The sequence below is a fragment of the Tessaracoccus sp. MC1627 genome, assembly GCF_014164725.1.
GTDB lineage: Bacteria > Actinomycetota > Actinomycetes > Propionibacteriales > Propionibacteriaceae > Arachnia.
Genome location: NZ_JACJGA010000010.1, coordinates 45,186 through 68,798, shown reverse-complemented (window position 1 = coordinate 68,798; position 23,613 = coordinate 45,186). Strand labels below are relative to the sequence as shown.

At 64.6% G+C, this 23,613-nt stretch carries 21 protein-coding genes and 6 pseudogenes; 16 read left to right on the top strand and 11 right to left on the bottom strand.

The genetic code is table 11. The annotated features are described in order from the left end of the window. The first annotated feature begins 61 nt into the window (after window positions 1-61). The gene (locus H5399_RS16695; RefSeq protein WP_001389365.1) at window positions 62-826 is read left to right on the top strand and encodes an IS6-like element IS6100 family transposase; all 765 of its coding nucleotides are present in this window, start codon (window positions 62-64) and stop codon (window positions 824-826) included. Window positions 827-881: 55 nt separating this feature from the next. Here the strand turns inward: H5399_RS16695 and intI1 are convergent. Continuing rightward, window positions 882-1,463: pseudogene (intI1, locus tag H5399_RS16690) on the bottom strand (class 1 integron integrase IntI1); the annotation flags it as partial. Between the two features lie 101 nt (window positions 1,464-1,564). Here intI1 and sul1 point away from each other — a divergent pair. The 5 genes and pseudogenes from sul1 to H5399_RS18300 form a co-directional block, all read left to right on the top strand. Further along, a complete protein-coding gene (sul1, locus tag H5399_RS16685) occupies window positions 1,565-2,416 on the top strand; it encodes a sulfonamide-resistant dihydropteroate synthase Sul1 (protein ID WP_007929940.1) in 852 nt (283 codons plus the stop codon). Between the two features lie 127 nt (window positions 2,417-2,543). After that, window positions 2,544-3,044: a GNAT family N-acetyltransferase gene (locus H5399_RS16680; protein ID WP_000376623.1), complete on the top strand. Its 501-nt coding sequence runs from the start codon at window positions 2,544-2,546 to the stop codon at window positions 3,042-3,044. Between the two features lie 506 nt (window positions 3,045-3,550). Next, the gene (locus H5399_RS16670; RefSeq protein WP_001389365.1) at window positions 3,551-4,315 is read left to right on the top strand and encodes an IS6-like element IS6100 family transposase; all 765 of its coding nucleotides are present in this window, start codon (window positions 3,551-3,553) and stop codon (window positions 4,313-4,315) included. Between the two features lie 62 nt (window positions 4,316-4,377). Further along, window positions 4,378-4,902 (top strand): annotated as a pseudogene (locus H5399_RS17680) (transposase); the annotation flags it as partial. Beyond that, window positions 4,833-5,492, top strand: a pseudogene (locus H5399_RS18300) (integrase core domain-containing protein); the annotation flags it as partial. The pseudogenes H5399_RS17680 and H5399_RS18300, both read left to right, overlap by 70 nt. 37 nt (window positions 5,493-5,529) lie before the next feature. On the opposite strand, the gene H5399_RS16660 reads toward H5399_RS18300, so the two are convergent. Beyond that, window positions 5,530-6,078 (bottom strand): helix-turn-helix transcriptional regulator, encoded by a 549-nt coding sequence (locus H5399_RS16660; protein WP_182784705.1) that lies wholly within the window; start codon window positions 6,076-6,078, stop codon window positions 5,530-5,532. Between the two features lie 75 nt (window positions 6,079-6,153). Between H5399_RS16660 and H5399_RS16655 the strand changes: the two genes are divergently transcribed. Beyond that, window positions 6,154-7,086, top strand: coding sequence for a hypothetical protein (locus H5399_RS16655; RefSeq protein ID WP_182784703.1), 933 nt, complete (start codon window positions 6,154-6,156; stop codon window positions 7,084-7,086). A 94-nt stretch (window positions 7,087-7,180) separates the two neighbouring features. Next, window positions 7,181-8,129, top strand: a pseudogene (locus tag H5399_RS16650) (IS481 family transposase). A gap of 99 nt (window positions 8,130-8,228) precedes the next feature. Here the strand turns inward: H5399_RS16650 and H5399_RS16645 are convergent. Then, window positions 8,229-8,720, bottom strand: a complete 492-nt coding sequence (locus tag H5399_RS16645) for a glyoxalase/bleomycin resistance/extradiol dioxygenase family protein (protein ID WP_182784701.1) — start codon at window positions 8,718-8,720, stop codon at window positions 8,229-8,231. A gap of 77 nt (window positions 8,721-8,797) precedes the next feature. On the opposite strand from H5399_RS16645, the gene H5399_RS18690 reads away from it, so the two are divergent. Both H5399_RS18690 and H5399_RS16635 read left to right on the top strand, forming a co-directional pair. Further along, entirely contained in the window at window positions 8,798-9,619 is an 822-nt protein-coding gene (locus tag H5399_RS18690) for a helix-turn-helix transcriptional regulator (RefSeq protein WP_182784699.1), read from the top strand. A 288-nt stretch (window positions 9,620-9,907) separates the two neighbouring features. Next, complete coding sequence (locus tag H5399_RS16635; RefSeq protein WP_182784697.1) at window positions 9,908-10,507, top strand: hypothetical protein; 600 nt, start codon at window positions 9,908-9,910, stop codon at window positions 10,505-10,507. Between the two features lie 168 nt (window positions 10,508-10,675). Here H5399_RS16635 and H5399_RS16630 read toward each other — a convergent pair whose 3' ends face one another. Beyond that, entirely contained in the window at window positions 10,676-11,467 is a 792-nt protein-coding gene (locus H5399_RS16630) for an APH(3'') family aminoglycoside O-phosphotransferase (RefSeq protein WP_182784695.1), read from the bottom strand. A 98-nt stretch (window positions 11,468-11,565) separates the two neighbouring features. Between H5399_RS16630 and H5399_RS16625 the strand changes: the two genes are divergently transcribed. Beyond that, on the top strand, window positions 11,566-11,712 hold the full coding sequence (locus H5399_RS16625) for a hypothetical protein (protein ID WP_182784693.1): 147 nt from the start codon (window positions 11,566-11,568) through the stop codon (window positions 11,710-11,712). An 81-nt stretch (window positions 11,713-11,793) separates the two neighbouring features. Here the strand turns inward: H5399_RS16625 and H5399_RS16620 are convergent. Continuing rightward, window positions 11,794-12,135 (bottom strand): annotated as a pseudogene (locus H5399_RS16620) (phosphotransferase); the annotation flags it as partial. Window positions 12,136-12,325: 190 nt separating this feature from the next. Here H5399_RS16620 and H5399_RS18685 point away from each other — a divergent pair. Genes H5399_RS18685 through H5399_RS16605 form a run of 3 tightly spaced genes read left to right on the top strand, consistent with a single transcriptional unit; the run spans window position 12,326 to window position 14,577 of the window. Beyond that, window positions 12,326-12,391: a chloramphenicol resistance leader peptide gene (locus H5399_RS18685; RefSeq protein ID WP_114118930.1), complete on the top strand. Its 66-nt coding sequence runs from the start codon at window positions 12,326-12,328 to the stop codon at window positions 12,389-12,391. 21 nt (window positions 12,392-12,412) lie between these two features. Then, the gene (gene cmx, locus H5399_RS16610; RefSeq protein ID WP_071643369.1) at window positions 12,413-13,588 is read left to right on the top strand and encodes a chloramphenicol efflux MFS transporter Cmx; all 1,176 of its coding nucleotides are present in this window, start codon (window positions 12,413-12,415) and stop codon (window positions 13,586-13,588) included. After that, window positions 13,588-14,577 carry an IS481-like element IS5564 family transposase gene (locus H5399_RS16605; RefSeq protein ID WP_182784691.1) on the top strand — a complete coding sequence of 330 codons (990 nt, stop codon included), beginning with the start codon at window positions 13,588-13,590 and terminating at the stop codon, window positions 14,575-14,577. The genes cmx and H5399_RS16605 overlap by 1 nt, the downstream gene beginning before the upstream one ends. Before the next feature lie 15 nt (window positions 14,578-14,592). On the opposite strand, the pseudogene H5399_RS16600 reads toward H5399_RS16605, so the two are convergent. Further along, window positions 14,593-15,021 (bottom strand): annotated as a pseudogene (locus tag H5399_RS16600) (phosphotransferase); the annotation flags it as partial. Between the two features lie 145 nt (window positions 15,022-15,166). Between H5399_RS16600 and H5399_RS16595 the strand changes: the two are divergent. Next, the gene (locus H5399_RS16595; protein ID WP_182784688.1) at window positions 15,167-15,367 is read left to right on the top strand and encodes a hypothetical protein; all 201 of its coding nucleotides are present in this window, start codon (window positions 15,167-15,169) and stop codon (window positions 15,365-15,367) included. Window positions 15,368-15,413: 46 nt separating this feature from the next. On the opposite strand, the gene H5399_RS16590 is transcribed toward H5399_RS16595, so the two are convergent. Genes H5399_RS16590 through H5399_RS16575 form a run of 4 tightly spaced genes read right to left on the bottom strand, consistent with a single transcriptional unit; the run spans window position 15,414 to window position 17,297 of the window. Continuing rightward, window positions 15,414-15,743, bottom strand: a complete 330-nt coding sequence (locus H5399_RS16590) for a MerR family transcriptional regulator (RefSeq protein ID WP_370585817.1) — start codon at window positions 15,741-15,743, stop codon at window positions 15,414-15,416. Window positions 15,744-15,754: 11 nt separating this feature from the next. Further along, window positions 15,755-16,228 carry an NAD(P)H-binding protein gene (locus H5399_RS16585; protein ID WP_182784684.1) on the bottom strand — a complete coding sequence of 158 codons (474 nt, stop codon included), beginning with the start codon at window positions 16,226-16,228 and terminating at the stop codon, window positions 15,755-15,757. Continuing rightward, the gene (locus H5399_RS16580) at window positions 16,225-16,662 is read right to left on the bottom strand and encodes a MarR family winged helix-turn-helix transcriptional regulator (RefSeq protein ID WP_182784682.1); all 438 of its coding nucleotides are present in this window, start codon (window positions 16,660-16,662) and stop codon (window positions 16,225-16,227) included. The genes H5399_RS16585 and H5399_RS16580 overlap by 4 nt, the downstream gene beginning before the upstream one ends. Next, entirely contained in the window at window positions 16,662-17,297 is a 636-nt protein-coding gene (locus H5399_RS16575) for an NAD(P)H-binding protein (protein WP_182784680.1), read from the bottom strand. The genes H5399_RS16580 and H5399_RS16575 overlap by 1 nt, the downstream gene beginning before the upstream one ends. A gap of 130 nt (window positions 17,298-17,427) precedes the next feature. Here H5399_RS16575 and H5399_RS16570 point away from each other — a divergent pair, with 130 nt between their 5' ends. Continuing rightward, on the top strand, window positions 17,428-18,426 hold the full coding sequence (locus tag H5399_RS16570; RefSeq protein ID WP_220491090.1) for a hypothetical protein: 999 nt from the start codon (window positions 17,428-17,430) through the stop codon (window positions 18,424-18,426). A 55-nt stretch (window positions 18,427-18,481) separates the two neighbouring features. Here the strand turns inward: H5399_RS16570 and H5399_RS18680 are convergent, their stop codons facing one another. Next, the gene (locus H5399_RS18680; RefSeq protein ID WP_182784678.1) at window positions 18,482-23,608 is read right to left on the bottom strand and encodes a helicase-related protein; all 5,127 of its coding nucleotides are present in this window, start codon (window positions 23,606-23,608) and stop codon (window positions 18,482-18,484) included. Between the last annotated feature and the right edge of the window lie 5 nt (window positions 23,609-23,613).

The following is a 23,613-nucleotide window of genomic DNA, read 5'->3' as shown; positions in this document are numbered from 1 at the left end:
GGCTCTGTTGCAAAAATCGTGAAGCTTGAGCATGCTTGGCGGAGATTGGACGGACGGAACGATGACGGATTTCAAGTGGCGCCATTTCCAGGGTGATGTGATCCTGTGGGCGGTGCGCTGGTATTGTCGCTATCCGATCAGCTATCGCGACCTTGAGGAAATGCTGGCGGAACGCGGCATTTCGGTCGACCATACGACGATCTATCGCTGGGTCCAGTGCTACGCCCCGGAGATGGAGAAGCGGCTGCGCTGGTTCTGGCGGCGTGGCTTTGATCCGAGCTGGCGCCTGGATGAAACCTACGTCAAGGTGCGGGGCAAGTGGACCTACCTGTACCGGGCAGTCGACAAGCGGGGCGACACGATCGATTTCTACCTGTCGCCGACCCGCAGCGCCAAGGCAGCGAAGCGGTTCCTGGGCAAGGCCCTGCGAGGCCTGAAGCACTGGGAAAAGCCTGCCACGCTCAATACCGACAAAGCGCCGAGCTATGGTGCAGCGATCACCGAATTGAAGCGCGAAGGAAAGCTGGACCGGGAGACGGCCCACCGGCAGGTGAAGTATCTCAATAACGTGATCGAGGCCGATCACGGAAAGCTCAAGATACTGATCAAGCCGGTGCGCGGTTTCAAATCGATCCCCACGGCCTATGCCACGATCAAGGGATTCGAAGTCATGCGAGCCCTGCGCAAAGGACAGGCTCGCCCCTGGTGCCTGCAGCCCGGCATCAGGGGCGAGGTGCGCCTTGTGGAGAGAGCTTTTGGCATTGGGCCCTCGGCGCTGACGGAGGCCATGGGCATGCTCAACCACCATTTCGCAGCAGCCGCCTGATCGGCGCAGAGCGACAGCCTACCTCTGACTGCCGCCAATCTTTGCAACAGAGCCCACGCGACAGCTGCTCGCGCAGGCTGGGTGCCAAGCTCTCGGGTAACATCAAGGCCCGATCCTTGGAGCCCTTGCCCTCCCGCACGATGATCGTGCCGTGATCGAAATCCAGATCCTTGACCCGCAGTTGCAAACCCTCACTGATCCGCATGCCCGTTCCATACAGAAGCTGGGCGAACAAACGATGCTCGCCTTCCAGAAAACCGAGGATGCGAACCACTTCATCCGGGGTCAGCACCACCGGCAAGCGCCGCGACGGCCGAGGTCTTCCGATCTCCTGAAGCCAGGGCAGATCCGTGCACAGCACCTTGCCGTAGAAGAACAGCAAGGCCGCCAATGCCTGACGATGCGTGGAGACCGAAACCTTGCGCTCGTTCGCCAGCCAGGACAGAAATGCCTCGACTTCGCTGCTGCCCAAGGTTGCCGGGTGACGCACACCGTGGAAACGGATGAAGGCACGAACCCAGTGGACATAAGCCTGTTCGGTTCGTAAGCTGTAATGCAAGTAGCGTATGCGCTCACGCAACTGGTCCAGAACCTTGACCGAACGCAGCGGTGGTAACGGCGCAGTGGCGGTTTTCATGGCTTGTTATGACTGTTTTTTTGTACAGTCTATGCCTCGGGCATCCAAGCAGCAAGCGCGTTACGCCGTGGGTCGATGTTTGATGTTATGGAGCAGCAACGATGTTACGCAGCAGGGTGACGGTGTTCGGCATTCTGAATCTCACCGAGGACTCCTTCTTCGATGAGAGCCGGCGGCTAGACCCCGCCGGCGCTGTCACCGCGGCGATCGAAATGCTGCGAGTCGGATCAGACGTCGTGGATGTCGGACCGGCCGCCAGCCATCCGGACGCGAGGCCTGTATCGCCGGCCGATGAGATCAGACGTATTGCGCCGCTCTTAGACGCCCTGTCCGATCAGATGCACCGTGTTTCAATCGACAGCTTCCAACCGGAAACCCAGCGCTATGCGCTCAAGCGCGGCGTGGGCTACCTGAACGATATCCAAGGATTTCCTGACCCTGCGCTCTATCCCGATATTGCTGAGGCGGACTGCAGGCTGGTGGTTATGCACTCAGCGCAGCGGGATGGCATCGCCACCCGCACCGGTCACCTTCGACCCGAAGACGCGCTCGACGAGATTGTGCGGTTCTTCGAGGCGCGGGTTTCCGCCTTGCGACGGAGCGGGGTCGCTGCCGACCGGCTCATCCTCGATCCGGGGATGGGATTTTTCTTGAGCCCCGCACCGGAAACATCGCTGCACGTGCTGTCGAACCTTCAAAAGCTGAAGTCGGCGTTGGGGCTTCCGCTATTGGTCTCGGTGTCGCGGAAATCCTTCTTGGGCGCCACCGTTGGCCTTCCTGTAAAGGATCTGGGTCCAGCGAGCCTTGCGGCGGAACTTCACGCGATCGGCAATGGCGCTGACTACGTCCGCACCCACGCGCCTGGAGATCTGCGAAGCGCAATCACCTTCTCGGAAACCCTCGCGAAATTTCGCAGTCGCAACGCCAGAGACCGAGGGTTAGATCATGCCTAGCATTCACCTTCCGGCCGCCCGCTAGCGGACCCTGGTCAGGTTCCGCGAAGGTGGGCGCAGACATGCTGGGCTCGTCAGGATCAAACTGCACTATGAGGCGGCGGTTCATACCGCGCCAGGGGAGCGAATGGACAGCGAGGAGCCTCCGAACGTTCGGGTCGCCTGCTCGGGTGATATCGACGAGGTTGTGCGGCTGATGCACGACGCTGCGGCGTGGATGTCCGCCAAGGGAACGCCCGCCTGGGACGTCGCGCGGATCGACCGGACATTCGCGGAGACCTTCGTCCTGAGATCCGAGCTCCTAGTCGCGAGTTGCAGCGACGGCATCGTCGGCTGTTGCACCTTGTCGGCCGAGGATCCCGAGTTCTGGCCCGACGCCCTCAAGGGGGAGGCCGCATATCTGCACAAGCTCGCGGTGCGACGGACACATGCGGGCCGGGGTGTCAGCTCCGCGCTGATCGAGGCTTGCCGCCATGCCGCGCGAACGCAGGGGTGCGCCAAGCTGCGGCTCGACTGCCACCCGAACCTGCGTGGCCTATACGAGCGGCTCGGATTCACCCACGTCGACACTTTCAATCCCGGCTGGGATCCAACCTTCATCGCAGAACGCCTAGAACTCGAAATCTAACGTCCGTTCGGGCATCGAGGTCCATGTCGGGGTGGGACGGGCCCGTGGCTTCAAGATCACTTGCAGTCCGACCGCGATGTCTTGGTTGCGCGAGAGGTTGTCGATATCCTCCACTTCCATCATCAACCCTGGATAATGCCGCCGCCGTCATCGCCGCCGACGCCCGTGCCGGGCTTTTCGGGCCTGTCAGGCTTGCTCGGCCTTCAGCCTGCCTGGGCGAGATCTCCGGCGGACGGATTAACGGCGGAGCTTCGCCGCCTTTCGTGCGTGTGAAGGCCGAAGATAGTTCTCTCAAAAACATCCGTTTATGAGAGATACCAAATGTCATTTTCAGAAGACGACTGCACCAGTTGATTGGGCGTAATGGCTGTTGTGCAGCCAGCTCCTGACAGTTCAATATCAGAAGTGATCTGCACCAATCTCGACTATGCTCAATACTCGTGTGGGCTCTGTTGCAAAAATCGTGAAGCTTGAGCATGCTTGGCGGAGATTGGACGGACGGAACGATGACGGATTTCAAGTGGCGCCATTTCCAGGGTGATGTGATCCTGTGGGCGGTGCGCTGGTATTGTCGCTATCCGATCAGCTATCGCGACCTTGAGGAAATGCTGGCGGAACGCGGCATTTCGGTCGACCATACGACGATCTATCGCTGGGTCCAGTGCTACGCCCCGGAGATGGAGAAGCGGCTGCGCTGGTTCTGGCGGCGTGGCTTTGATCCGAGCTGGCGCCTGGATGAAACCTACGTCAAGGTGCGGGGCAAGTGGACCTACCTGTACCGGGCAGTCGACAAGCGGGGCGACACGATCGATTTCTACCTGTCGCCGACCCGCAGCGCCAAGGCAGCGAAGCGGTTCCTGGGCAAGGCCCTGCGAGGCCTGAAGCACTGGGAAAAGCCTGCCACGCTCAATACCGACAAAGCGCCGAGCTATGGTGCAGCGATCACCGAATTGAAGCGCGAAGGAAAGCTGGACCGGGAGACGGCCCACCGGCAGGTGAAGTATCTCAATAACGTGATCGAGGCCGATCACGGAAAGCTCAAGATACTGATCAAGCCGGTGCGCGGTTTCAAATCGATCCCCACGGCCTATGCCACGATCAAGGGATTCGAAGTCATGCGAGCCCTGCGCAAAGGACAGGCTCGCCCCTGGTGCCTGCAGCCCGGCATCAGGGGCGAGGTGCGCCTTGTGGAGAGAGCTTTTGGCATTGGGCCCTCGGCGCTGACGGAGGCCATGGGCATGCTCAACCACCATTTCGCAGCAGCCGCCTGATCGGCGCAGAGCGACAGCCTACCTCTGACTGCCGCCAATCTTTGCAACAGAGCCGGCTCCAGAGCCCGGTCACCGACGCCGAGCTCGAGCAGGCCTACCGCGCCAACGTCCTGTTCGACGCCCACCGCGACGACCCGGAGTTCGGCTACCGGTTTCTGCTCGATGAAGCGAAGGAGGCCGGGGAGGTGATGGCCGAGCGGACGGCGTGGCGGATCTGCTCGCAGCTGGGCTGGTGGTCGGTGTTCGGGAAGCCCAAGCGCGGCAAGGCCAAGAAGCCCGGCCCGCCGGTCCACGACGACCTCTGCGCGGTGGTCGACAAGCACGGCGTGATCCGGCACGAGTTCAGGGCCGACGCTCCGAACGAGCTGTGGCTCTCGGACATCTCAGAACACAAGACGGCCGAAGGGAAGATCTACGTCTGCGCGATCAAGGACGTCTACTCCAACCGGATCGTGGGCTACTCGATCGACTCCAGGATGAAGTCCCGGCTCGCGGTGACGGCGCTCAACAACGCTGCCGCCAGGCGCGGCGATGTGGCCGGCCGCGTGGTTCACACGGACCGAGGATCGCAATTCCGAAGCAGGAAAGCGGCGGGTGGCGTGTGCATGGCAAAGGCAGCGAGAAAGCCAAAGCTGTCGCCCGCACGAAGGCCCGTGGCACGAGGACCGGGTACATCTACCTACATTCCGCCATCGACGGACACACCCGACTCACTTACATAGAAGCGTTACCGGATGAGAGGTCCGTCATTGCCGTCGCGCTCTTCGGGCGGACCAGAGCCTGGCTCGCCGCGCACGGCATCACCCGGATTGAGCGCGTCGTGACTGACAACGGTTCCTGCTACCGATCTGCAGCCTTCCGCGAAGCGGTCGGGACCAGCCGACACCAGCGCATCACGCCATACACGCCTCGACACAACGGCAAAGTCGAGCGCTACAACCGGATCCTCGCCGAAGAGTTCCTCTACGCGCGCATCTGGCGCTCAGAAGCCGAACGCGCTGCCGCGCTGGAAACATCGAACCGGCCCTATAACTATCACCGTCCCCACAGCGCTCACGAAGGGCAACCGCCTGCCTCTGCAGCACCGGCACGCTTCAACAACGTCATGGCCTCATACAAGAGTGTTGTGAGCCGTGAGGTTGTTGACGGCAGCTCGTGCGCCGGTGCCGAAGGGTGAATGGGCGTCGCCATGACGCGAGGCTGGCGCCAGCGAACTATCGGCTCGGCCAGGCGAGGGTCTTGGAACGGATCCGACGGACGGTCGCGTCGAGCCATGAGCGTTCGTGGCCGAGCTGGTCTCGGTAGTAATGGGTCTCGATCATGTGTAGCTCAGGGACGCTTCCAGCCTCGTCAAGCGCACTTTCAAGGCAGTCTTGCTCCTGACGGATGCGGTCGACGCGACTTTGCAGGGCGGCGGCCGCGTCCTTCGGGGAGAGGATTCCGAGATAAGCCAGCGCCGTCATGAATGCAGTGCGGTCGCCAAGTGCGCCGTCCCTGAGCTCGTACTCGACTCGCTCGGCCAGAGCGTGTCGGCCTGTGGCGGTCAGCTGGAACGTCTGTCGATCTGCGTCTGTCGGCTTCGAGCGCAGCCAACCGGCCTCTACGAGTGTGTTGAGCAGTGTGTAGACGGTCGAGTTGCGCGCGCCGATGTACGCGTAGCGGGAGCGGAGCTCACTGAAAAGGGCGTAGCCGTGCCGGGGCTGCTCGGCCGCCAGTCCAAGAATGGGCAGCACGAGCGGGTTGGCGAGCGCGTTCGTTGGCATCGCTCCACGCTAGCAAACATAGCCGTATACGGCTAGAGTGAACATTGACCGTATACGGCTAGTAAGGAGATTGTCATGCTGTTTGGAATCTGGCCCGGTGTGGCCGCGGCGGATCTGGTGGACCTGACTCCGCTGAAGACTCCACAAGAAGACGTCGAACGTACACGCGTCGCACTGAACCGCCTGCAGGGTAAGGCGGCGCAGTTCTATATCCGCTGCTACCGGCACTACCGGGGCTCGGGAGCGCCAGAACCCGGTGTGGCTGCTACTCCGGCTAATCCGGGGAACTACACCGGGACGGGCCGGCTGATCGATCTCACGGCGTGCTATCGCGCTGCCGACCCTGACCCTGTCGGATACGCAGAATTCGTGCGCCAGGCAGTTCGAGACGTTGCCAAATGGGGTGGCGGGAAAGTCCAGGTCGGCGAAGAACTCAACGTGCCGTACCCACAGGACGGCGGCTTCCCAGGCTGCTTCGAGGCAGTCTCCTCGGGAGTCGCAGCCGGGCTCGAAGAACGCGAACAGTTGGGCGCGAACGTTCAAATCGGCGTCAACGGGGCCGGCGTCGCCGACCCGGCGTTCTGGACCAAAATGGTCGACGCACTGGGCGCGGACTCGACCGCGCGGCTCGACTTCATCGGCCTCGACATGTTCCCCGACGTCTTCAGCCCCATCCCGGAGGACAAAGTCGGCGCTGGAGCACAGTTCCTCATCCACACGCTGCGCGAGGTCAGTCGCGACGCCGGAATCTCCGAAGAAACGCCGATCCATGTGACCGAGACCGGCTGGCCCACCGGCCTCACCCGCGACGAGACAAAGCAGGTGCGCATCCTGAAGGCCGTCGCCGAGGCTGTGGCCGCGACCGGTGAGGTAAGCGTGTACGAGTTTTTCTCGCTCCGTGACGGGATCAGCGACGGTAACTGGCAGAACGGATTCGGGCTCCTCCGCGACGACTACACACCCAAACCGGCGTACGACACGGTTCGGCGCCTCATCAACGTTTCGTGACCGAACTCTCCACGTCCGTAAGAGGAGACAGGTTGCCCTCGGCTACGACAACCCACCGGACGCCTCTCTCACTCCCGAAGGTCGCAAGCGGCTCATCGAACGTTGTCACACTCGCCCGATGCGCATGTGGCCGCAGAGATGGATATCTCGCGGGCGACCGTCTCGAAGTGGGCGAACCGGCACCGTAAGTTCGGCGAGACCGGGTTGATTGATTGCTCGTCTGCCCCGGTTCGGCAGCCGACCGCGACTCCCGGCGAGACTGCGGCGCGGATCGAGCAGCTGCGCCGGGAGGAGAAGTGGTCGGCATCCCGCATTGCCTATGAGCTCGGTGCGGACCGAAGCCCGGTCAGTCGACGCACGATCACCCGGCACCTGGCTCAACTCAGGCTGAATCGCCGGCGGTTCATTGACCCGAACGGCGAGACGAATCGGGAGATCAGGACGATCACCGCGAAGCACCCCGGGCACATGGTCCATTTGGACGTGAAGAAGGTCGGTCGCATCACCGACGGCGGTGGTTGGCGGGTGCACGGGAAGAACAGTTCCGAAGCCAGGGCGGCTTCCCGCGCGAAGACCCGCGGAGCGCGAGCCGGGTACGCGTACCTGCGTTCAGCGATCGACGGGCACACGCGTCTCGCGTACACCGAATTCACTGGAGAACGAACAAGCTGCCACCGCCGTCGCGTTCTTGAACCGCGCCCGCGAATGGTTTGCCAAGCACGGCATCATGAAGATCGAACGGATCATCACCGACAACGGCGCTTGCTATCGCTCGTCCGCCTTCGCAACAGCCCTGCGCGGCACCACAGGCGAACGCGGCTGTATACGCCCAAGTACAACGACAAAGTCGGGCGCCGCAACCGGGCCAAGGCGGAAGAGTTCCTTTACGCCAGAATCTGGACCTCAGAACTCCAGCGCGAGAGAGCGCTGGAGAGTTGGAACGTGCACTACAACTACCACCGGCCGCATGGAGCGCACGACGGCAGACCGGCCGCGTTCGGGACACCATCACGCACAACGACGTCCTGGCCTCTTACAGCTAAGGATCTTGTCGGTGCCGTGGACAGTGGTGAGCAACATTCGATGTCGCTCATTCGTCAAGATCTTAACGTGGCGGAGTTAGCACCGCAGTCCCACCTTCGTTACGACTGCTGTGACGCCGCCCAGTCAGCGACGCGGCGAGCACTCTCGTCCTCAGAGATGTCCTCGATGCGGGTCATGATCGACCATCGGATGCCGAAAGGGTCGCGGATGCTCGCGAATCGGTCGCCGGATACGAAGTCGGAGACCGGTTCTCGGATGACCGCTCCGGCTGCCTCTGCCGCGGCGACGACAGCATCCACATCCTGGACGTACAGTCCAAGTGAATAGCAGTCGTCTTCGCCCTCCGGTGGAGCCACGAGATGGTAGTCAGGCATCGGCTCACCAATTTGCAGAAGGCCGTGCCCGAAGTCGAGCACGGAGTGGACGATGACGCCGCCCATCTCGGTGACGTCGACCACGCGCGCGCCGAACGTGTCTCGGTAGAACTCGATCGCTTCACGGGCTTGAGGGAGTGCAATGAAGGGCGTGATGCTACTCGCGCCCCTAGGTGTGCCGTGGTCGGTGTGTTCGCCATTCGCTGCTGTTGCCATAGGTTAGATAGTACGGACGCGGCTGGGCTCGCACTTGAAGATTTGCGCCACCTTCACTCGGTAGAGTTGTTGGGGTGATGGTACATCCGGCAATCTCGCGCGGAGTGCTGCACCCGGGCAGCCTCCCCACATTTCATCGTGAGACGGTCACGGGTGACGTTGCGGCGTACGTGCGGTGGTTCTGGATTCCTGAATGGAACCTCGAACCCGGACGCACCTCACGCCAGCACGTGATCGGGTACCCGGCGTGCAACCTCGTCGTCAGCGACGCCGTGACCGAAATCTCCGGTCCCACCACCCGCGTGTCCTACCGCGACCTGACGGGGAGCGGGTGGGCGATGGGTGCGTTGCTTCGCCCCGCCGCGGTGCCCTTGCTGGCAGCCGATGTGGCATCGCTCCGTGATGGCTCGCGGATGATCGACGCTGTGGAACTCACGGTCGCGGTCCGCTCCGCGATGCGCGGCGAGGGTTCCGGGAGTGACCGCCGAGGCGCAGCAGTAGCCGCCTTCTCCGAATGGCTGCTGAACCGACTGGGAGATCCGAGCGGTGAGGCGCTACTCGCCAATCGGATGCTCGAGGCGGCAGAATCCGATCCGGCGCTGTGCAGCGTCACTGATCTCGCTGCGCATCTGCACGTCTCGACGCGGACCGTGCAACGACTCGCCGCCAAGTACGTTGGTGTTTCAGCGGCGTTCTTGATTCGTCGCCGTAGGCTCCAAGAAGCTGCCGAGAAGCTCCGCCACAACCCGGCTCGCGACCTGACTGAGCTGGCTCACGAAGTCGGCTATGCCGATCACGCTCATCTGACCAGAGACTTCCGATCCGTTCTCGGCTTCACGCCGAGCAGCTACCGGGCCTCTCTCGCCCGGGTCGCACCCGCAGCGCACAGTCTGACTTGAGGCGAGCTAGGCCTGCGCCAGAGTTACCGGCTCCAGTGACTCTGCGGCGGAGTCACTGGAGCGAAGGGTGGCCCCTGGTGGCGCAGCCCGATCACCGACCGCGCGCTATCTGCGACGTTTACCATGACTCCACCGGCGCCATCACACCGGCAATCGTTTAAGCAGGGGCGTTTTAACTGAACCGTTCTCCTCGATCAGCTCCACACGGTTGCCGCAGGAACCACACAACCGGCACGTCGCTGAGGAGGCGACGACCGTAAAAGAAAACGACAATCAATGGAACCGCAGATGCGCCAGACCAAGCCAACGACGATGAAGAAGAAAGTGGGCGATGCGGCGCGTGAACTACGGGGAGCATCAGAAACCCGTCCAACGTCGACGCGCCGTCGACATCGACGCTGCCGCACCTGCCGCCGCAGCTCTGCTGGATGGGGGCGACTGCGCGCACTCACCCTGCATGCTGTAGGGACTTGGCTGCCTGTCACGCCGGCGAGCTCGTACTCGCGAGTCGGCTCGATCGATGACCTCTTCGATCTCGCCCTTGGTGTGGCTCTCGCCGATGACCTCGATGTTGCTCAAGCGGTCGCAGGGGACAAGCTCGCGAAGGTGATGCTGACCTACCACCGGCATCTGGTCAAGCATCGGTGGGCGTGTCAGGCAATAGCGATGCTTCCTTCTCGCGGCCCTAGTTACGTGCGTTTGTCCGAGGGGATGTGTGAGTTACTCGTCGACAGTGGCGCAGAAGACCCGCTGGGTGCGGCCTATGCACTGTCGAACCTCGTCATTGCCAGCGCGAGCACGGCTCCGATCACTGAGAGAGCGTCGCATGCTCCGGTCGCGTACCGGGATCGCTCCGCGGTACGCGAGACTCCACGCCGGTTACCATGACGCAGACGCCGAAAAGATCGTCTTCGTGGGACTCTCAGCGCTCCTCACGCACTTTGGTCGCCCACTCTGATGGAGCTCTTTCCCAGAGCACACCACCCCGTGGGAGAGCAAGAGCAGTCCGGTCTTGAACGGCTTCTTTCTACGGTTTCAGCATACGCGGAGCATGGTCTACCAGGTCAGCGGGTCGAGTCGAAGGTAGAAGTCCAGGCGGTCGGGGTCAAGGGCGATGCCGTACCGGGAGGCGAAGTCGTGATCCGCCCATTGGGCCGTGTCTTCGTTGGGCCAGGTCTCGCGAGCGTTCGCCAGCAGGAGCGCGATGTCGGCGTAGGGATCTGCCTGTCCGAGTCGGCCGAGGTCGATGAGCCCGGCCACGAGCGAGGTATCAGGGTCAATAAGGATGTTGGGGAGGCAGAAGTCTCCGTGGCAGACTACCCTGTCGGCGTCCTCTTGTTCCTGGCGGGAAGGGAGGTCGCGTTCCAAGCTTTCGAGGATCACCGCGGGCGGGGTCTCGATGAGGTGCTGGGGCAGGAACTCGGGGTGGACCCGGTTCTCGACGACGGTCGCGCGGGCCAGCGTGATCATCTCGTCCAGCGTTCTGCCGTACGGGCACGTGCTGGCGGGGATGCTATGCAGCCGGACCAGGGTGTCGGTGATCGACGGCCATGCCTGAGCGAGATGGGCCGGGTCGAGCCGGTCAGCCGGGACGCCCGCGACGGCGCTGGTGATGAGGCAGGCGCCGTGCTCGGTGATGCGCCAGTCGAGCACGCTGGGGCCGGGAATCCCGGTGGTCGACAGCCACTCGATCCGATCGCGCTCGCCTTCTAACGTGTGCGCATCAGCAACGGAGACGACCTTGGCGAACCGTTCCCCGGACACGTGACGCAGCACAATCGCGCCTGACTCGCCGTCGGTGACGCGCGCCCACACCGAGCAATCGGAAAGCAATCCGGTCAGTGGCATCGAGGGAGACGACATGCCTCTATCATCTCGTGTCGACCGTCCTTCACGTGCCCTACGCGACCTCACGACCAATACTGACCAAACACAGCATGTCCGCAATGACGGCAAAGCAGCGCGCGATGTTCGCTCACCTACTGCGCATGACGGTCTCGATGCGGATGATGAGCGCCGGCGACGGCTACAAGTACCTTGTGTACTCGTTCGCGGCCGCAGACGCCGACCGCGCCGGCTCTCGACGCCGCTGATCCACTACTACGCGAAGGAAGGTGCCCCGTGCGCGAGCAGAAGTAGCCGCGTCTGGATCGGCTTGTTTTTGCAGCGAACCCTCAGAAGAACTCGTCCATGAGCCGGTAGAACCGTGTCCGTGCCGGGTCGAGGTCCTCGATCCCATACTGGTCGAGGAACAAGGGCACCCATGATTGGCCGAGTTGCTCGGCTATGTCCCGCGTTGCTAGCGCGAGGTCCTGGTGACGGTCGGCAACTCCCAACCGCCCGCAGTCGATGAAGCCAGAGAAGCGGTCCTCGTCCACAATCAAGTTGGACAGGCATGCATCCCCATGCGTAACAACGAGATCTTCATGAACGGGACGAAGCCTCTGAAGCATCACGAGCAGTTCGCTTGGGTCGCGGTCACGGTGTTCATCGTCGAAATCATCAGTGTCGACTAGGTGTGATGTCCAGGGACGTTGTTCTGCCCCCGCGCGCAATGACACCGTGCTGATTCAAGAAGCATCTGTCCAGACCGCTCACCATTGAAGGCATGTAGAGTTTGGGGCATGTCGAGTCCCGAATCAGACAGGTCAGGGGTTGTCGGTCACACCGCCAGCCCCTTGAACCACTAGTTACGACGCCCACGATCTGTGTGGGCGTATTTCTGGCGTACCCGGGGCACTGGCCGTGGTGACAAGAAGAACCATTTCTTGATCTCACACCTCGGAGTACTCGATGCCTTTTGCTCTCTACATGCTTGCCCTGGCGGTCTTCGTCATGGGCACTTCAGAATTCATGCTCGCGGGATTGCTCCCCGCGATCGCGACCGAACTTGACGTCTCGGTCGGCACTGCAGGCCTGCTGACCTCCGCATTCGCGGTCGGTATGGTCGTCGGCGCGCCAGTGATGGCGGCATTCGCTCGCAGTTGGCCACCGCGGCTCACATTGATCGTTTGCCTTCTCGTGTTCGCGGGAAGCCACGTCATCGGAGCGATGACACCAGTGTTCTCTCTCCTGCTCATCACCCGGGTGCTCAGCGCTCTCGCAAACGCAGGATTCCTCGCCGTAGCACTGAGCACGGCCACTACCCTCGTGCCAGCGAACCAGAAGGGGCGTGCACTGTCGATCCTGCTCTCCGGCACGACGATCGCAACCGTCGTGGGCGTCCCCGCCGGGGCACTGCTCGGCACAGCGCTGGGCTGGCGAACGACGTTCTGGGCGATCGCCATCCTCTGTATTCCCGCGGCCGTTGGAGTCATTCGGGGCGTCACGAACAATGTTGGTCGGAGCGCGACTAGCGCGACCTCACCAAGGCTCCGTGCCGAGCTCAGCCAGTTGGCGATGCCGCGGCTCATCCTGGCCATGGCACTCGGAGCGCTGATCAACGGAGGGACCTTTGCGGCATTCACCTTCCTGGCACCCGTCGTGACCGAGACCGCGGGCTTGGCCGAAGCGTGGGTGTCCGTCGCGCTGGTGATGTTCGGCATCGGATCGTTCCTTGGCGTCACGATCGCAGGACGACTATCAGATCAACGACCTGGCCTCGTGCTCGCAGTCGGCGGACCGCTGTTGCTGACGGGCTGGATCGTGTTGGCAGTGGTCGCATCTCATCCCGTTGCGCTTATCGTCCTCGTCCTCGTTCAGGGCTTCCTGTCGTTCGGCGTCGGCAGTACTCTGATCACGCGTGTGCTGTATGCAGCATCGGGTGCGCCAACGATGGGCGGTTCGTACGCAACCGCAGCATTGAATATCGGAGCTGCCGCGGGGCCTGTGCTTGGTGCGTTCGGGCTCGCGACCGGGCTGGGGCTGCTCGCGCCGGTTTGGGTCGCCTCGGTGCTGACAGCGATCGCTCTCGCCATCATGCTTCTCACCGGACGCGCGCTCACGAAGACCGCGGCGGAGGCCAATTGATGACCCATCCGAACGCTCTTCTCACTCCTCGTGCCCGTCTCCGGTTAGCCCGACTGATTGTCGAAGACGGCTATCCGGCCACGATCGCCGCAAAGATGTTCATGGTTTCCCCGATCACTGCCCGGAAATGGGCCGGCCGCTACCGGGAAGAGGGCGAGTTTGGGATGCAGGATCGCTCCAGCAAGCCGCACCGGATCCCAGACAGGACGCCCGAGCATGTCAAGAAGAAGATCATCAACCTGCGCTGGCGGCTTCGACTGGGGCCAGCCCAGATCGCTGCACGACTTGGTCTCTCGACGTCGACTGTTCACGCGGTCCTCGTCCGTTGCCGCGTGAACCGCCTCTCGCATATCGATCGTGTCACTGGCGAGCCATTGCGGCGATATGAGCATCCTCATCCGGGATCGTTGATTCATGTCGATGTTACGAAGTTCGGCAACATCCCCGACGGCGGTGGACATCGTTACGTAGGTCGGAAGCAAGGCGCACGGAACAAGCTCGCGACTCCGGGATTACCACGAGGAAAAGACCACAAGCCGCGCACCGGAACGGCGTTCGTTCACACAGTCATCGACGACCACTCCCGCGTCGCATACGCAGAAATCTGGTCGGATGAGCAGGCGAGAACAGCGGTGGGAGTTCTCGAACGCGCCGTGGACTGGTTCGCCGAACGAGGCGTGACCGTCGAGCGAGTCCTATCCGACAACGGGTCGGCCTACAGATCCCACGCATGGAGGGACTTCTGCGCTCGGCTCGGCATCCGACACAAGCGGACACGCCCCTACCGGCCGCAGACGAACGGGAAGATCGAGCGATTCCACCGCACGCTCGGGGACGGATGGGCCTATGCCAGGTTTTACGGTTCAGAGGCCGAACGACGCCTGGCGCTGCCCGGCTGGCTCCACTTCTACAACCACCACCGACACCACTCTGCGATTGGCGGCGCACCCTTCGACCGACTCAACAACGTCCCTGGACATCACAACTAGGCCCGCCTCCCAACGGGCACGGGCCTGCTCGATGCGGTGAGAGACACGGTGGTCGAAAGGGCAGCTGTCCGTCATCAGAGTGTGCAGCCGGCGCAACGCCTTAGCCGCGATCCGGGCCTTTGCCGCAGGTTCAATCGGAGCGGAGGACAGATCTTTGCCTGGAACGTCGTCGAGCAACAACCAATGCCGCCCTGTAGCAGTGATTTCGTCGAGCACGCGGGCACATGGCACTCCCGTTGTCGTCAGCCATCTCAGGCGCGCCGCCTCACCCGGGAGTTCGCCCAAACATCTGACTGGTTCCGTCTTAACAAAGAGGACGTCTCCGTCTGGAGACGTCAACCGAAAAACGGCTGCGTCCGATCCACCGGTTGTCTGCAACTCCCATGAGTAGCCGGTCAGTTCCTGTTTCCACGTGATTGGGAACGCAGGGCGGACTGGGGACATCCGGCTCCTAACAAGACTGCGGGTTCTGGCCAAGTATAAGTCGTTCTGAATCGATCCGACGTGCTCGACCACGAGCGGCAGAAGAATTATCAGCCTAATAAGGTCAGAAACCTTCAACGGCACATCCAACGATAGAATCAAGGCCATGGGGAACGAAACGACGAACGCCAAGACCTTCCACCTCGAAGTCGACCTAGAAGCCGTTACAGGTGATCCGGCGGAGGAGCTTGGGCGCATACTGCGCTACTGGGCCGGCAACCTCAAGCACTACTCATTCGACCAGCCGCATCGTGAGGCTGTGATGGACTCCCAGTACCACGAGGTCGGGCACTGGTCTCTCTCCTGACCGCACACCCAGCCACAGAGGCTTAGTGCCGCGTCGGCGAACGAGATCAGCCTGACGCCACGGCACCCGAACAAAGCCGGCCGCCATCAGGGGCGACTTCGAGGTAATCGCTCAGCCTCCCTGATGCCCTGAGCATCGCGAGACCTTGGGTCGTGAGCTTGGCTTGCCAGTCTCCGACCATCTTCGCGAGTTCGTCCGTGCCGCCGGCCGAACGTATCTGTCCGATCACCGCGGCGATCTGGTCGAGGAGGTAGCCTCCGCGCCGTAGCAGGTGCGCAAGATGGGCATCGCGGATGTCGTCATCCTCGTAGACCCGATATCCGGTGGCAGGGTCACGCCGGGGCGCGAGGATGCCGACCCTCTCCCACGCGCGCACGGTTGCTGGACTCAGGACGAGTGCATGGGCCAGCTCTCCGATAGAACGGAAACCAGCCGAGGTCGAAGCGCCCAAGGAAAGTTGGGTCGCAGCATCGTGTACGGCGCCCGGGTCGCCCGCAGGTAGGCCTCGACCTGGTGGTGGGGGGTGTTGCGGTTGAACTGGACCCCTTGCAGGGACAGGAACACCACCTGCCGCATCCCGAGATCCTGCGCAGCATCGATGACGGGGATCAGGAACCGTGCCACGTCGGCGATCTGCGGGGGCCGCATCAGGAACAGCCGGTCGGCGCCGCGCATGACGCGGCGTAGTTGCTCGGGTGGGGAGGCGAAGTCGAAGAGTCGCGCGTCCACGCCGTCGGGGAGACGGGCCGCGGCGTGGCCGGAGCGGACCCCGGCGATCACCCGCTCGCCTCTGGCTGCCAGCTGCGCGGCGACGGCGGCTCCGACGGTGCCGGTGGCGCCGGTGACGAACACCGTGCTCATCGGGTGGCCTCGCTGGTTGTGCGGGCCAGCAGCCCGGTCAGGGTCGCGAGCTCGGCATCGCTGAGGGCGTCGAACCGAGGAGACAAGTCGTCGATGATCGCCTGCTCGAACCCTTCGACGTGTGTCCGGGCGGTGGGTTCCAGGATCAGGAGCCGGCGGCGGCCGTCGGTGGTGTCGCGGTCCTGCCGGACCAGGCCCAGGTCGCTCAGTCCGGTGACGAGCTGGGTGACGGCCCCTGCGGTGACCCCGAGCCGGGCGGCGATGGCTCCGGGGGTGGCCGGGGAGGGGCTGTGGGCGATGTGGAACAGCACCTCCAGCTGGGCCCGGCTCAGGTTCAGTTCCCCGAAGGGGATCATCCGATGCGAGTCCATGACCCTGGTCCACATCACGATCGCCTCGATCGCGGCACCGATCAGCGTGTCCCGGCCGCTCATCAGTGGCTCACGAACGGCATCCGCCGGATGAACCGCTGATCGTCGAGTTGGGTGACGATGAAGTCGGCCAGGTCGTCACGCGCGATTTTTGTGCTGGCATCCACGCCGACCCATCCGACCCGGTACCGGCCCAGGCCGGGGTCGTCGGTCAGGCGCGGTCCCCGCACCACCGTCCAGTCCAACCCGGATCCCTGCAGCACCCTCAGGTGGCCCTCGGCATCGGCCAGCACATGCCCCGCCAGCAACCGCAACAGCCCACGGATGATCCGATCGGGAAGTTTGGGCCGGTCCTGCTCAGCGCGGAGCCCGCCACCGGACAAGGTGATCAGCCGCGCCACGCCGTGGCGGTGCATCGCCTCGACGATCAGCCTGGTCCCGTCGGTCTGCAACGTGGGCAGGGAACCCTTCACCTGCCCGACCACACTGATCACGGCCTGCGACCCGGCGACCATCTCCCCCACCGCGGCCGGGTCAAGAACGTCACCGACCACCACCACAACCCTTGCCCCGTCGACCGGGGGCAGTTTAGCGGGGTCCCGCACCAACACCCGCACCTGGTGACCGGCCGCCACCAGCCTGGTCAACACCCTGCGACCCGTGCCACCGGTGGCGCCGAACAACGCAACAACACTCACACCATGCACTTTAGACGCTAAAGCAAAGTGCGCCGAGGGTCGCTGCGGCACCAACGTCGAGCAAGGTTCGTTTCGTTTTAGTCATAATTCCGTTACGTTGCGTTACGTAGCGTGATGGTATGGTGACGTTATGACGATTGAGACTGTGCAGCGGATGTGTCGGTTCCCGGGGTGCGAGCGGCCGGCGGTGTCGTCTTCGGAGGGTGTGGGGCGTCCGTCGGAGTACTGCGATGATCCGCAGCACACTCGGGCGGCTGCGTGGCGGGCTCGGCAGAAGCAGGCCGAGCCTCGCCCGGCGGAGGCGTTCCCGGTGGACGCGGCGCGGCAGCGGGCGAGCATGATCACTGGTCAGGTCACCGGGATGATCGAGCACCTCGGCCAGCAGCTCACTGTTCTGGTCGAAGAGCTGCGTACCGTCGGTGACCCGGAAGCGGTAGAGGCGCAACTCGAGGCGGTGTCGAGTGAGGCGGCCGAGCAGGTCGCCACAGCCAACGCGCGCGCGACCCGGGCCGAGCAGGGTCAGCGCCGAGCGGAGGCCGAGAAGGCTGAGGCAGACGCCGCGGCCACGGAGGCCACGGCGGCCGTCGAGGAGCTGACAGCGGCCCTGGCCCAGGCCCGCCAAGACCTGCATGACTCGACTCTGGCCCGGGAATCGATCGTCGCGGAGCTCGCCGCCGTGCAGCAGGTCATGGCCGAGGCGCTGGCGCACGCCGATGAGGTGCAGACGCAGCTGCGCGACGACTTGGCCGTCGCCAGGTCCGAGATGGCCGACATGGTCACGCAGCGCGATGAGGCCCTGGCCCGCGGTGAGGAGACGCAGCATGCTCTTGCCGCGGCGCAGTCCCGCGCTGAGAAGGCCGTTGCCGAGACCGAAGCCTTGCGCGTGAAGGTCGGGGAGCTCCAGGGGGCTGCCGCGGTCCTGACGGCCGAGCGTGACGCGGCCCGCGTGGAGACGCAACGCGAACGTGTCCATGCTGACCAGCGGGTGGCGGACCTGCAGGCGGCCTTCGACGCCCAGCTCCACCAACGCCAGGCCGAGATCACCCAGGCGCGCGAGGAGCTGCACGTCTACCAGGAGCGGGCCATCCGCGCCGAGGCGCTGGGCCCGGCGCCCAAACGCCGCTCCTGACCCCTCCTGGGTTGAGTGACCCGGGATCTCCCCCGAAGGCCGAGGGACCGCTCGTCTATCGGGGTGGCGTGTGCCGTGGCGCCGTCGACCGGGTGTGACCCATCGGATGATGCTGGGTCGTGTGCAGGGTGGTGCTGCTGGTCGGCGCGGCTGTGGTTCGTTGTCGGAGGTTGGTTTCGAGGGCGCGGTGGATGGCCTCGGGAGGAAGGCCTTTGAGGCGTGTGGAGAGGTGATCGAGGTCGGCCCCGAGGTGAGCCAGCCGGGTCAGGTGGCTGCGGGTGGTGTCGCGGTCGGGGTCGGTGAGGAGGGCGGGGTTGGTGGCGTGTGCCCAGGTGTCGAACCGTTCCTGATCACGGTCGACGGCGTCGACGGCGTCGTCGGGGCTGGTGAGGGGGGTTTGGTGGGTGAGTTGTTCGTTGATGGCGGTGTAGCGCTGTCGGGCGGTGTCGAGGTCGTCCTGGTGGGGGAAGGGTTGCCCGTGGAGGGCGGTGGCGTGCGCGTGACGGGTGTGGTGTTCGGCCAGTGATTCTTCGTGGCCGGCGATCAGGGCGGGCAGGGCTCGGCTGATCAGATTCTCCAGTTTGGTGAGGGTGCCTTTCTGCGGGTTGCCGAGGTCCGTATACGGGATCGACACGGCGGGGGTGTCGCCAGCGGCGGTGAGGGTGAAGGCGACGTTGCCGTTACCGAGAGCGGTCATCTGGATCAGGTGACCGCCGAGCTCGGCGACCGGGCCGAGGTCGAGGTGCTGGTCGGGTCGGAAGCTCAGCTGGGTGAACATGGCGTGCAGCTCGTCGGCGGCGTCGCCGCGTTTGGTGTAGCGCTGACCGTTGAGGGTGATCTGGAACGCGTCACCGGCGGTCGGGATCGTGAGTGCGGCGGCGGCGTGGAGTTCGGGGAGCCGGCCGGTGAGGTGCTCGATGGTGTGGTGGCTGCTGCTGATGGTGTGCCGGAGCGCGATCTGGGTGTGCGTGTGGGCTTCGGCGAGGCGGGTGAGGCGGGCCAGGTCGTGTTGGGCTTCGGCGTGTTGGAGAAGGAGGGGGTTACCGGAGGCGATGGCTTTGAATTCGGCGAAGCTGAGGGTGGCTTCGGAGACGTCTTCGATGTCGCGGGCGCCGCCCAGGGTGCCGCGCATGATTTGGTCGATGAACCGGCCTTTGCGTTCGAGGGTTTGCCACATGTAGGTGTCGAAGGAGCCTTCGGTGATGACCTGGCTGATCTGGACGGTGGTGTTCTGGTTGCCTTGGCGGATGGCGCGGCCTTCGCGTTGGGTGACGTCGGCGGGTCGCCAGGGGGCGTCGAGGTGCATGACGTGGAGGGCGCGGTCTTGGACGTTGGTGCCGGTGCCCATTTTCGCGGTGGAGCCGATCAGCACGGCGATCTTCCCGGCACGGGCGTCGGCGAACAGGCGGGCTTTGGCCTGGTCGGTGGTCGCGTCGTGGATGAACCGCACCGATCCGGGTGGGAGTCCGTTGGCGTGGAGCTGGTCGCGGAGCTCGTGGTAGATGTTCCACTGGTCGCTGGGGGTCGACAGGTCACAAAACACGATCTGCAGGCCGCCCAGGATCGGGGATGGCTGGCCGGTGGCCGGATCCAGATACACCTGGGTTTTGGTGGTGTGCCAGATGCGGGTGATTTCGGCGGCGGCGATGTCGACTTTGCCGGGTTCGTGGAGGAGGGGGTGCTGGTCGGGGTCGGTGACCAGGCGCATGTCGAGGGCGGCGAGGCGGCCGTCGTTGCCGATTTTGAGCATGTTGTCGTCGCGGGGGTCGACCTGTCGGCCGGCGATCAGGTCGACGCGGTCGGCCAGCTCGTCGATGTAGCCGGCCAACGCCGCGGATTTCGCGACGGTGAGCAGTTGCGGGAGGGGGGTGCCGTCGTGGCGGGGGGCGATGATGGGGACGGGCAGGTTGAGGTCGGCGGCGGTTTTCACGTCGCCGAAGGAGTGGAACATGGTGAGCAGTTCGGGAACGTTGGTGAAGCGGGCGAATCTGGCGCGGAGTTGGAACTTGTCGCCGGTGATGTTGGTTTCGAAGCCGGTGACCACTTCCCCGAAGGTCGCGGCCCAGGAGTCGAAGTCGTTGATCCCGGCCTGGGTGAGGAGGTGGGGGGCGAGGTAGTGCTGCATGACGTACATCTCGGTGACGGAGTTCGCGATCGGGGTGGCGGTGGCGCCGGTCATCACGCGATGCCCGTAGCGGTCCCGCAGGAACCACAGTTTCGCGTCGAGGTCCTGGGACCGTTGTGAGCCGTCGATGGAGGCGCCGGGGATGTTCGAGGCGACGCGCAGGTTCTTGTAGTCGTGGAGTTCGTCGATGACCAGGTAGTCGATGCCGGTTTCTTCGAAGCTGATCCCGGGGTCGCGGGGCTGGTCGAGTTTGGCTTTGAGTTTCTCCTCGGCGCGCAGGATCTGCTTCTCGATGGCCTTGACGCGGGATTCGGCGCGGCCCCCGGCCTCAGCCGCCCGGACCAGCGCGGCACGCATGTCGCGGGTCTGGTCGGTGAGGTAGTCCAGTTCCCGGCGCGGGTCCAGGGAGAGGGCTTGGAAGGCGGTGCGGGTGAGGATGACCGCGTCCCAGTCGTTGGCGGCGACGCGGGCGACGAACGCGCGGCGTTTGTCGGCGGTGACGTCATCGGCGCCGGCGGCCAGGACTGTGGCGTGGGGGTAGAGCTGCATCCAGTCGCGGGTGAACTGCGCCAGCAGGTTGTTGGGCACCACGATCGCGGGTTTACGGATCATCTGGAGGCGTTTCAGTTCGGTGGCGCCGATGATCATCTCCGCGGTCTTCCCGGCCCCGACGACGTGGAACAGGCCCACGGATGGCTCGTTGAGCATCCGCGCGACCGCCGCCCGCTGATGCGGCCGCGGGGTGAACGAGCTCACCAAACCGGGAAACGTCAACTGCTGGCCTTCGGCGCTGTAATCGCGCAGCACGATCGAGTTGAACCGGCGGTTGTACTCGGCCTGCAGCCGCGCACCACGCTCGGGGTCCTCCCACACCCACCCGGCGAACCGCTGCGCCAGTAGCCGGGCTTTCTCCTGCGCGGCCTCGGTTTCGGTGGCGTTCAACGTGTCGATCTTGCGTCCGTCACGATCGGTGTGGGAGTCCTTGACCAGGATCTGCGTCTGGGTCAGGAGACGTTGGATCAGTTCGGGGGCGGTGAGCCGGCGGGTCCCCCAATCGTGGGTCGCCGACATCGACCACTTGTTGCCCTCGACCACCCACTCGGAGCCATGAATATGAGTCACCTTCGCCTGCCGATCCTGCAGGATTTCGCGCATGAACAAGGTGTGATCCTCGGCCGGGATCCACACCGCCCCCAGCGCGGCGGTGATGTCTCCTGGGCCCAGGTCGGGGGGCAGCACGGCCCGTAGCGCGGTCACGTTGTGCTGCCAGCGGGGATCGACGGCGGCCGCCTGCCGGGCGAGGTCGAGTTTGTCGCGGACGTTGCCGGAGAGGTACTCGGCCCGCAGCACCACACCGCTGCTGTCGCCTTCGGGGGTGGGGGTGTCGAACACCAGATCATCAATCCGTTGTCGTGCCTGGGTCTGGTCGCAGCCCAGCAGGGCGGCGATGGTGGGCAGGTCGACGCGGCCGAGGGTGTCCAGGCTGACACTGACCGCATCCGAAGGTGTCTCGGCCGAGGTGACGGGTTCCCTAGGCACGATCTGCCGGGCGGTCAGCAACCCCGCGGGCAGAGCCAGGCCGGTGTCGTCGTCGAATCGTTCCAGCGCGGCGACCAGCGGACCGTAGGGGTCGAGGCGGGTCACCATCCGCACCGCCGCCGGTATCAACCGCGCCGGTCTGCGGGTCGGGTCTTTCGGCTGCGTCAACGTGAACCGGTTGATCGGCCCGAACGCTTCGACGTAGCGTTCCCATGAGCGCAGCAGCCTTCGCCGGTCCTCCTCCAGCCCGGGATCACCATCGGCGGCGGTGGTCTCGGCCGCGATCACGGTCCGGGCCTGGTCCCGCAGCTCGAGCAGGGCCCGCACCTCGACCCGCTGCCTGGCCGGGACCTCCACCGCCACATTCACGCCCTCGGAGACCACGGTGAACCGGCCATCGGGGTGCGCGGTCAGATGCCCATCCCGCTCAGCCACCACCCCCTCCCCCGCCACCGCAGGCGAGTCGCCGGTGGAGGGGGTGAACGTCCACCCCTTCTCCCGCGCCCGCCGGGTGATCCCGGCCAGGGCCGCGCGGAGGGCTTCGCTGGTGTCGATGTCGGGGGTGGGGGTGATGTGGAGGCCGGCGACGCCGTGCATCCCGACCCGGCATTCGGGCTGGCCGAGCACCAGCGACGGGTTGGCGGTCAGTCGACGGTTGATGTGGAGAATCTCCTCGGTGCCGTGGGGTCCGGGGAGGGTGACCGGGTCGGTGAAGATCCAGTCATCCTCTCCCGGAGTCTCCCCTTCGACGCGGCGGCGGAGGATCAGGAGGTCGGTGACGGCTTCGGTGCCGGCGGCCGCGGTGTGGGCGCCGGTGGGGAGCCGGATGACGCCGACCAGGTCGGCGAGGTGGTGCAGGTCGCGGCGATGCGCCGGGTCACGCGAGTCGAGGGTGTAGTGGCTGGTCAGCACCGCCACCAGCCCGCCGGGGCGGGTCAGCTGCACCGACTTGGACAGGAAATGGTTGTGCATCACGTAGTGGTGCGGGTTGTGCAGCGGGTCATGGAGCCGGACATCAGCGAACGGCACGTTCCCGACCACGGCGTCGAAGTACCCGCCCGGCAGGCGGGTCTCAGCAAACGACTCGGCACGGATCCGCGCCGCTGGATACAGCAGGGCGGCGATGGCGGCGGTGGTCGGGTCGAGCTCGACGCCCATCATGGACACCGCCTCGGGGGCGGTCCCGATGAACACCCCCGCCCCGCAGCCCGGCTCCAACACCCGCCCCCCAGTGGTGGGGGCGCCGAGTTCGATCAGCGTGTCCCAGATCGCGCGGGCATACTCCACATGCGTGTAGTGCGCGTTGATCGTGGTGCGGCGCGCCGCATCGTAGGCGGCCGGGTCCAGCAACTCCCGCAACATCTGGCGCCGCTGCGCATGATCTAGGCGGGACTCGTCGAAGATCTGCGACAAGCCCTGCGCCCCCCACGACCCCCACCGGGCCAACACCTCCTGCTCCCCTGGCGTCGCAGGGCGGCCCTCGGCCTGCACCCGGCGCAGGACGCGGATCGCGGCCACGTTGG

Coding starts and splice junctions, on each gene's coding strand:
- H5399_RS16580 (WP_182784682.1), bottom strand. CDS start 16,662: ATGAGCGGCCGGGACACGCTGATCGGTGCCGCGATCGAGGCGATCGTG.
- H5399_RS16680 (WP_000376623.1), top strand. CDS start 2,544: ATGGACAGCGAGGAGCCTCCGAACGTTCGGGTCGCCTGCTCGGGTGAT.
- H5399_RS16570 (WP_220491090.1), top strand. CDS start 17,428: ATGACGATTGAGACTGTGCAGCGGATGTGTCGGTTCCCGGGGTGCGAG.
- H5399_RS16660 (WP_182784705.1), bottom strand. CDS start 6,078: ATGCCAACGAACGCGCTCGCCAACCCGCTCGTGCTGCCCATTCTTGGA.
- cmx (WP_071643369.1), top strand. CDS start 12,413: ATGCCTTTTGCTCTCTACATGCTTGCCCTGGCGGTCTTCGTCATGGGC.
- H5399_RS16635 (WP_182784697.1), top strand. CDS start 9,908: ATGCGCCAGACCAAGCCAACGACGATGAAGAAGAAAGTGGGCGATGCG.
- H5399_RS16655 (WP_182784703.1), top strand. CDS start 6,154: ATGCTGTTTGGAATCTGGCCCGGTGTGGCCGCGGCGGATCTGGTGGAC.
- H5399_RS16605 (WP_182784691.1), top strand. CDS start 13,588: ATGACCCATCCGAACGCTCTTCTCACTCCTCGTGCCCGTCTCCGGTTA.
- sul1 (WP_007929940.1), top strand. CDS start 1,565: ATGTTACGCAGCAGGGTGACGGTGTTCGGCATTCTGAATCTCACCGAG.
- H5399_RS16645 (WP_182784701.1), bottom strand. CDS start 8,720: ATGGCAACAGCAGCGAATGGCGAACACACCGACCACGGCACACCTAGG.
- H5399_RS16695 (WP_001389365.1), top strand. CDS start 62: ATGACGGATTTCAAGTGGCGCCATTTCCAGGGTGATGTGATCCTGTGG.
- H5399_RS16585 (WP_182784684.1), bottom strand. CDS start 16,228: ATGAGCACGGTGTTCGTCACCGGCGCCACCGGCACCGTCGGAGCCGCC.
- H5399_RS18690 (WP_182784699.1), top strand. CDS start 8,798: ATGGTACATCCGGCAATCTCGCGCGGAGTGCTGCACCCGGGCAGCCTC.
- H5399_RS16670 (WP_001389365.1), top strand. CDS start 3,551: ATGACGGATTTCAAGTGGCGCCATTTCCAGGGTGATGTGATCCTGTGG.
- H5399_RS16625 (WP_182784693.1), top strand. CDS start 11,566: ATGACGGCAAAGCAGCGCGCGATGTTCGCTCACCTACTGCGCATGACG.
- H5399_RS16595 (WP_182784688.1), top strand. CDS start 15,167: ATGGGGAACGAAACGACGAACGCCAAGACCTTCCACCTCGAAGTCGAC.
- H5399_RS16630 (WP_182784695.1), bottom strand. CDS start 11,467: ATGCCACTGACCGGATTGCTTTCCGATTGCTCGGTGTGGGCGCGCGTC.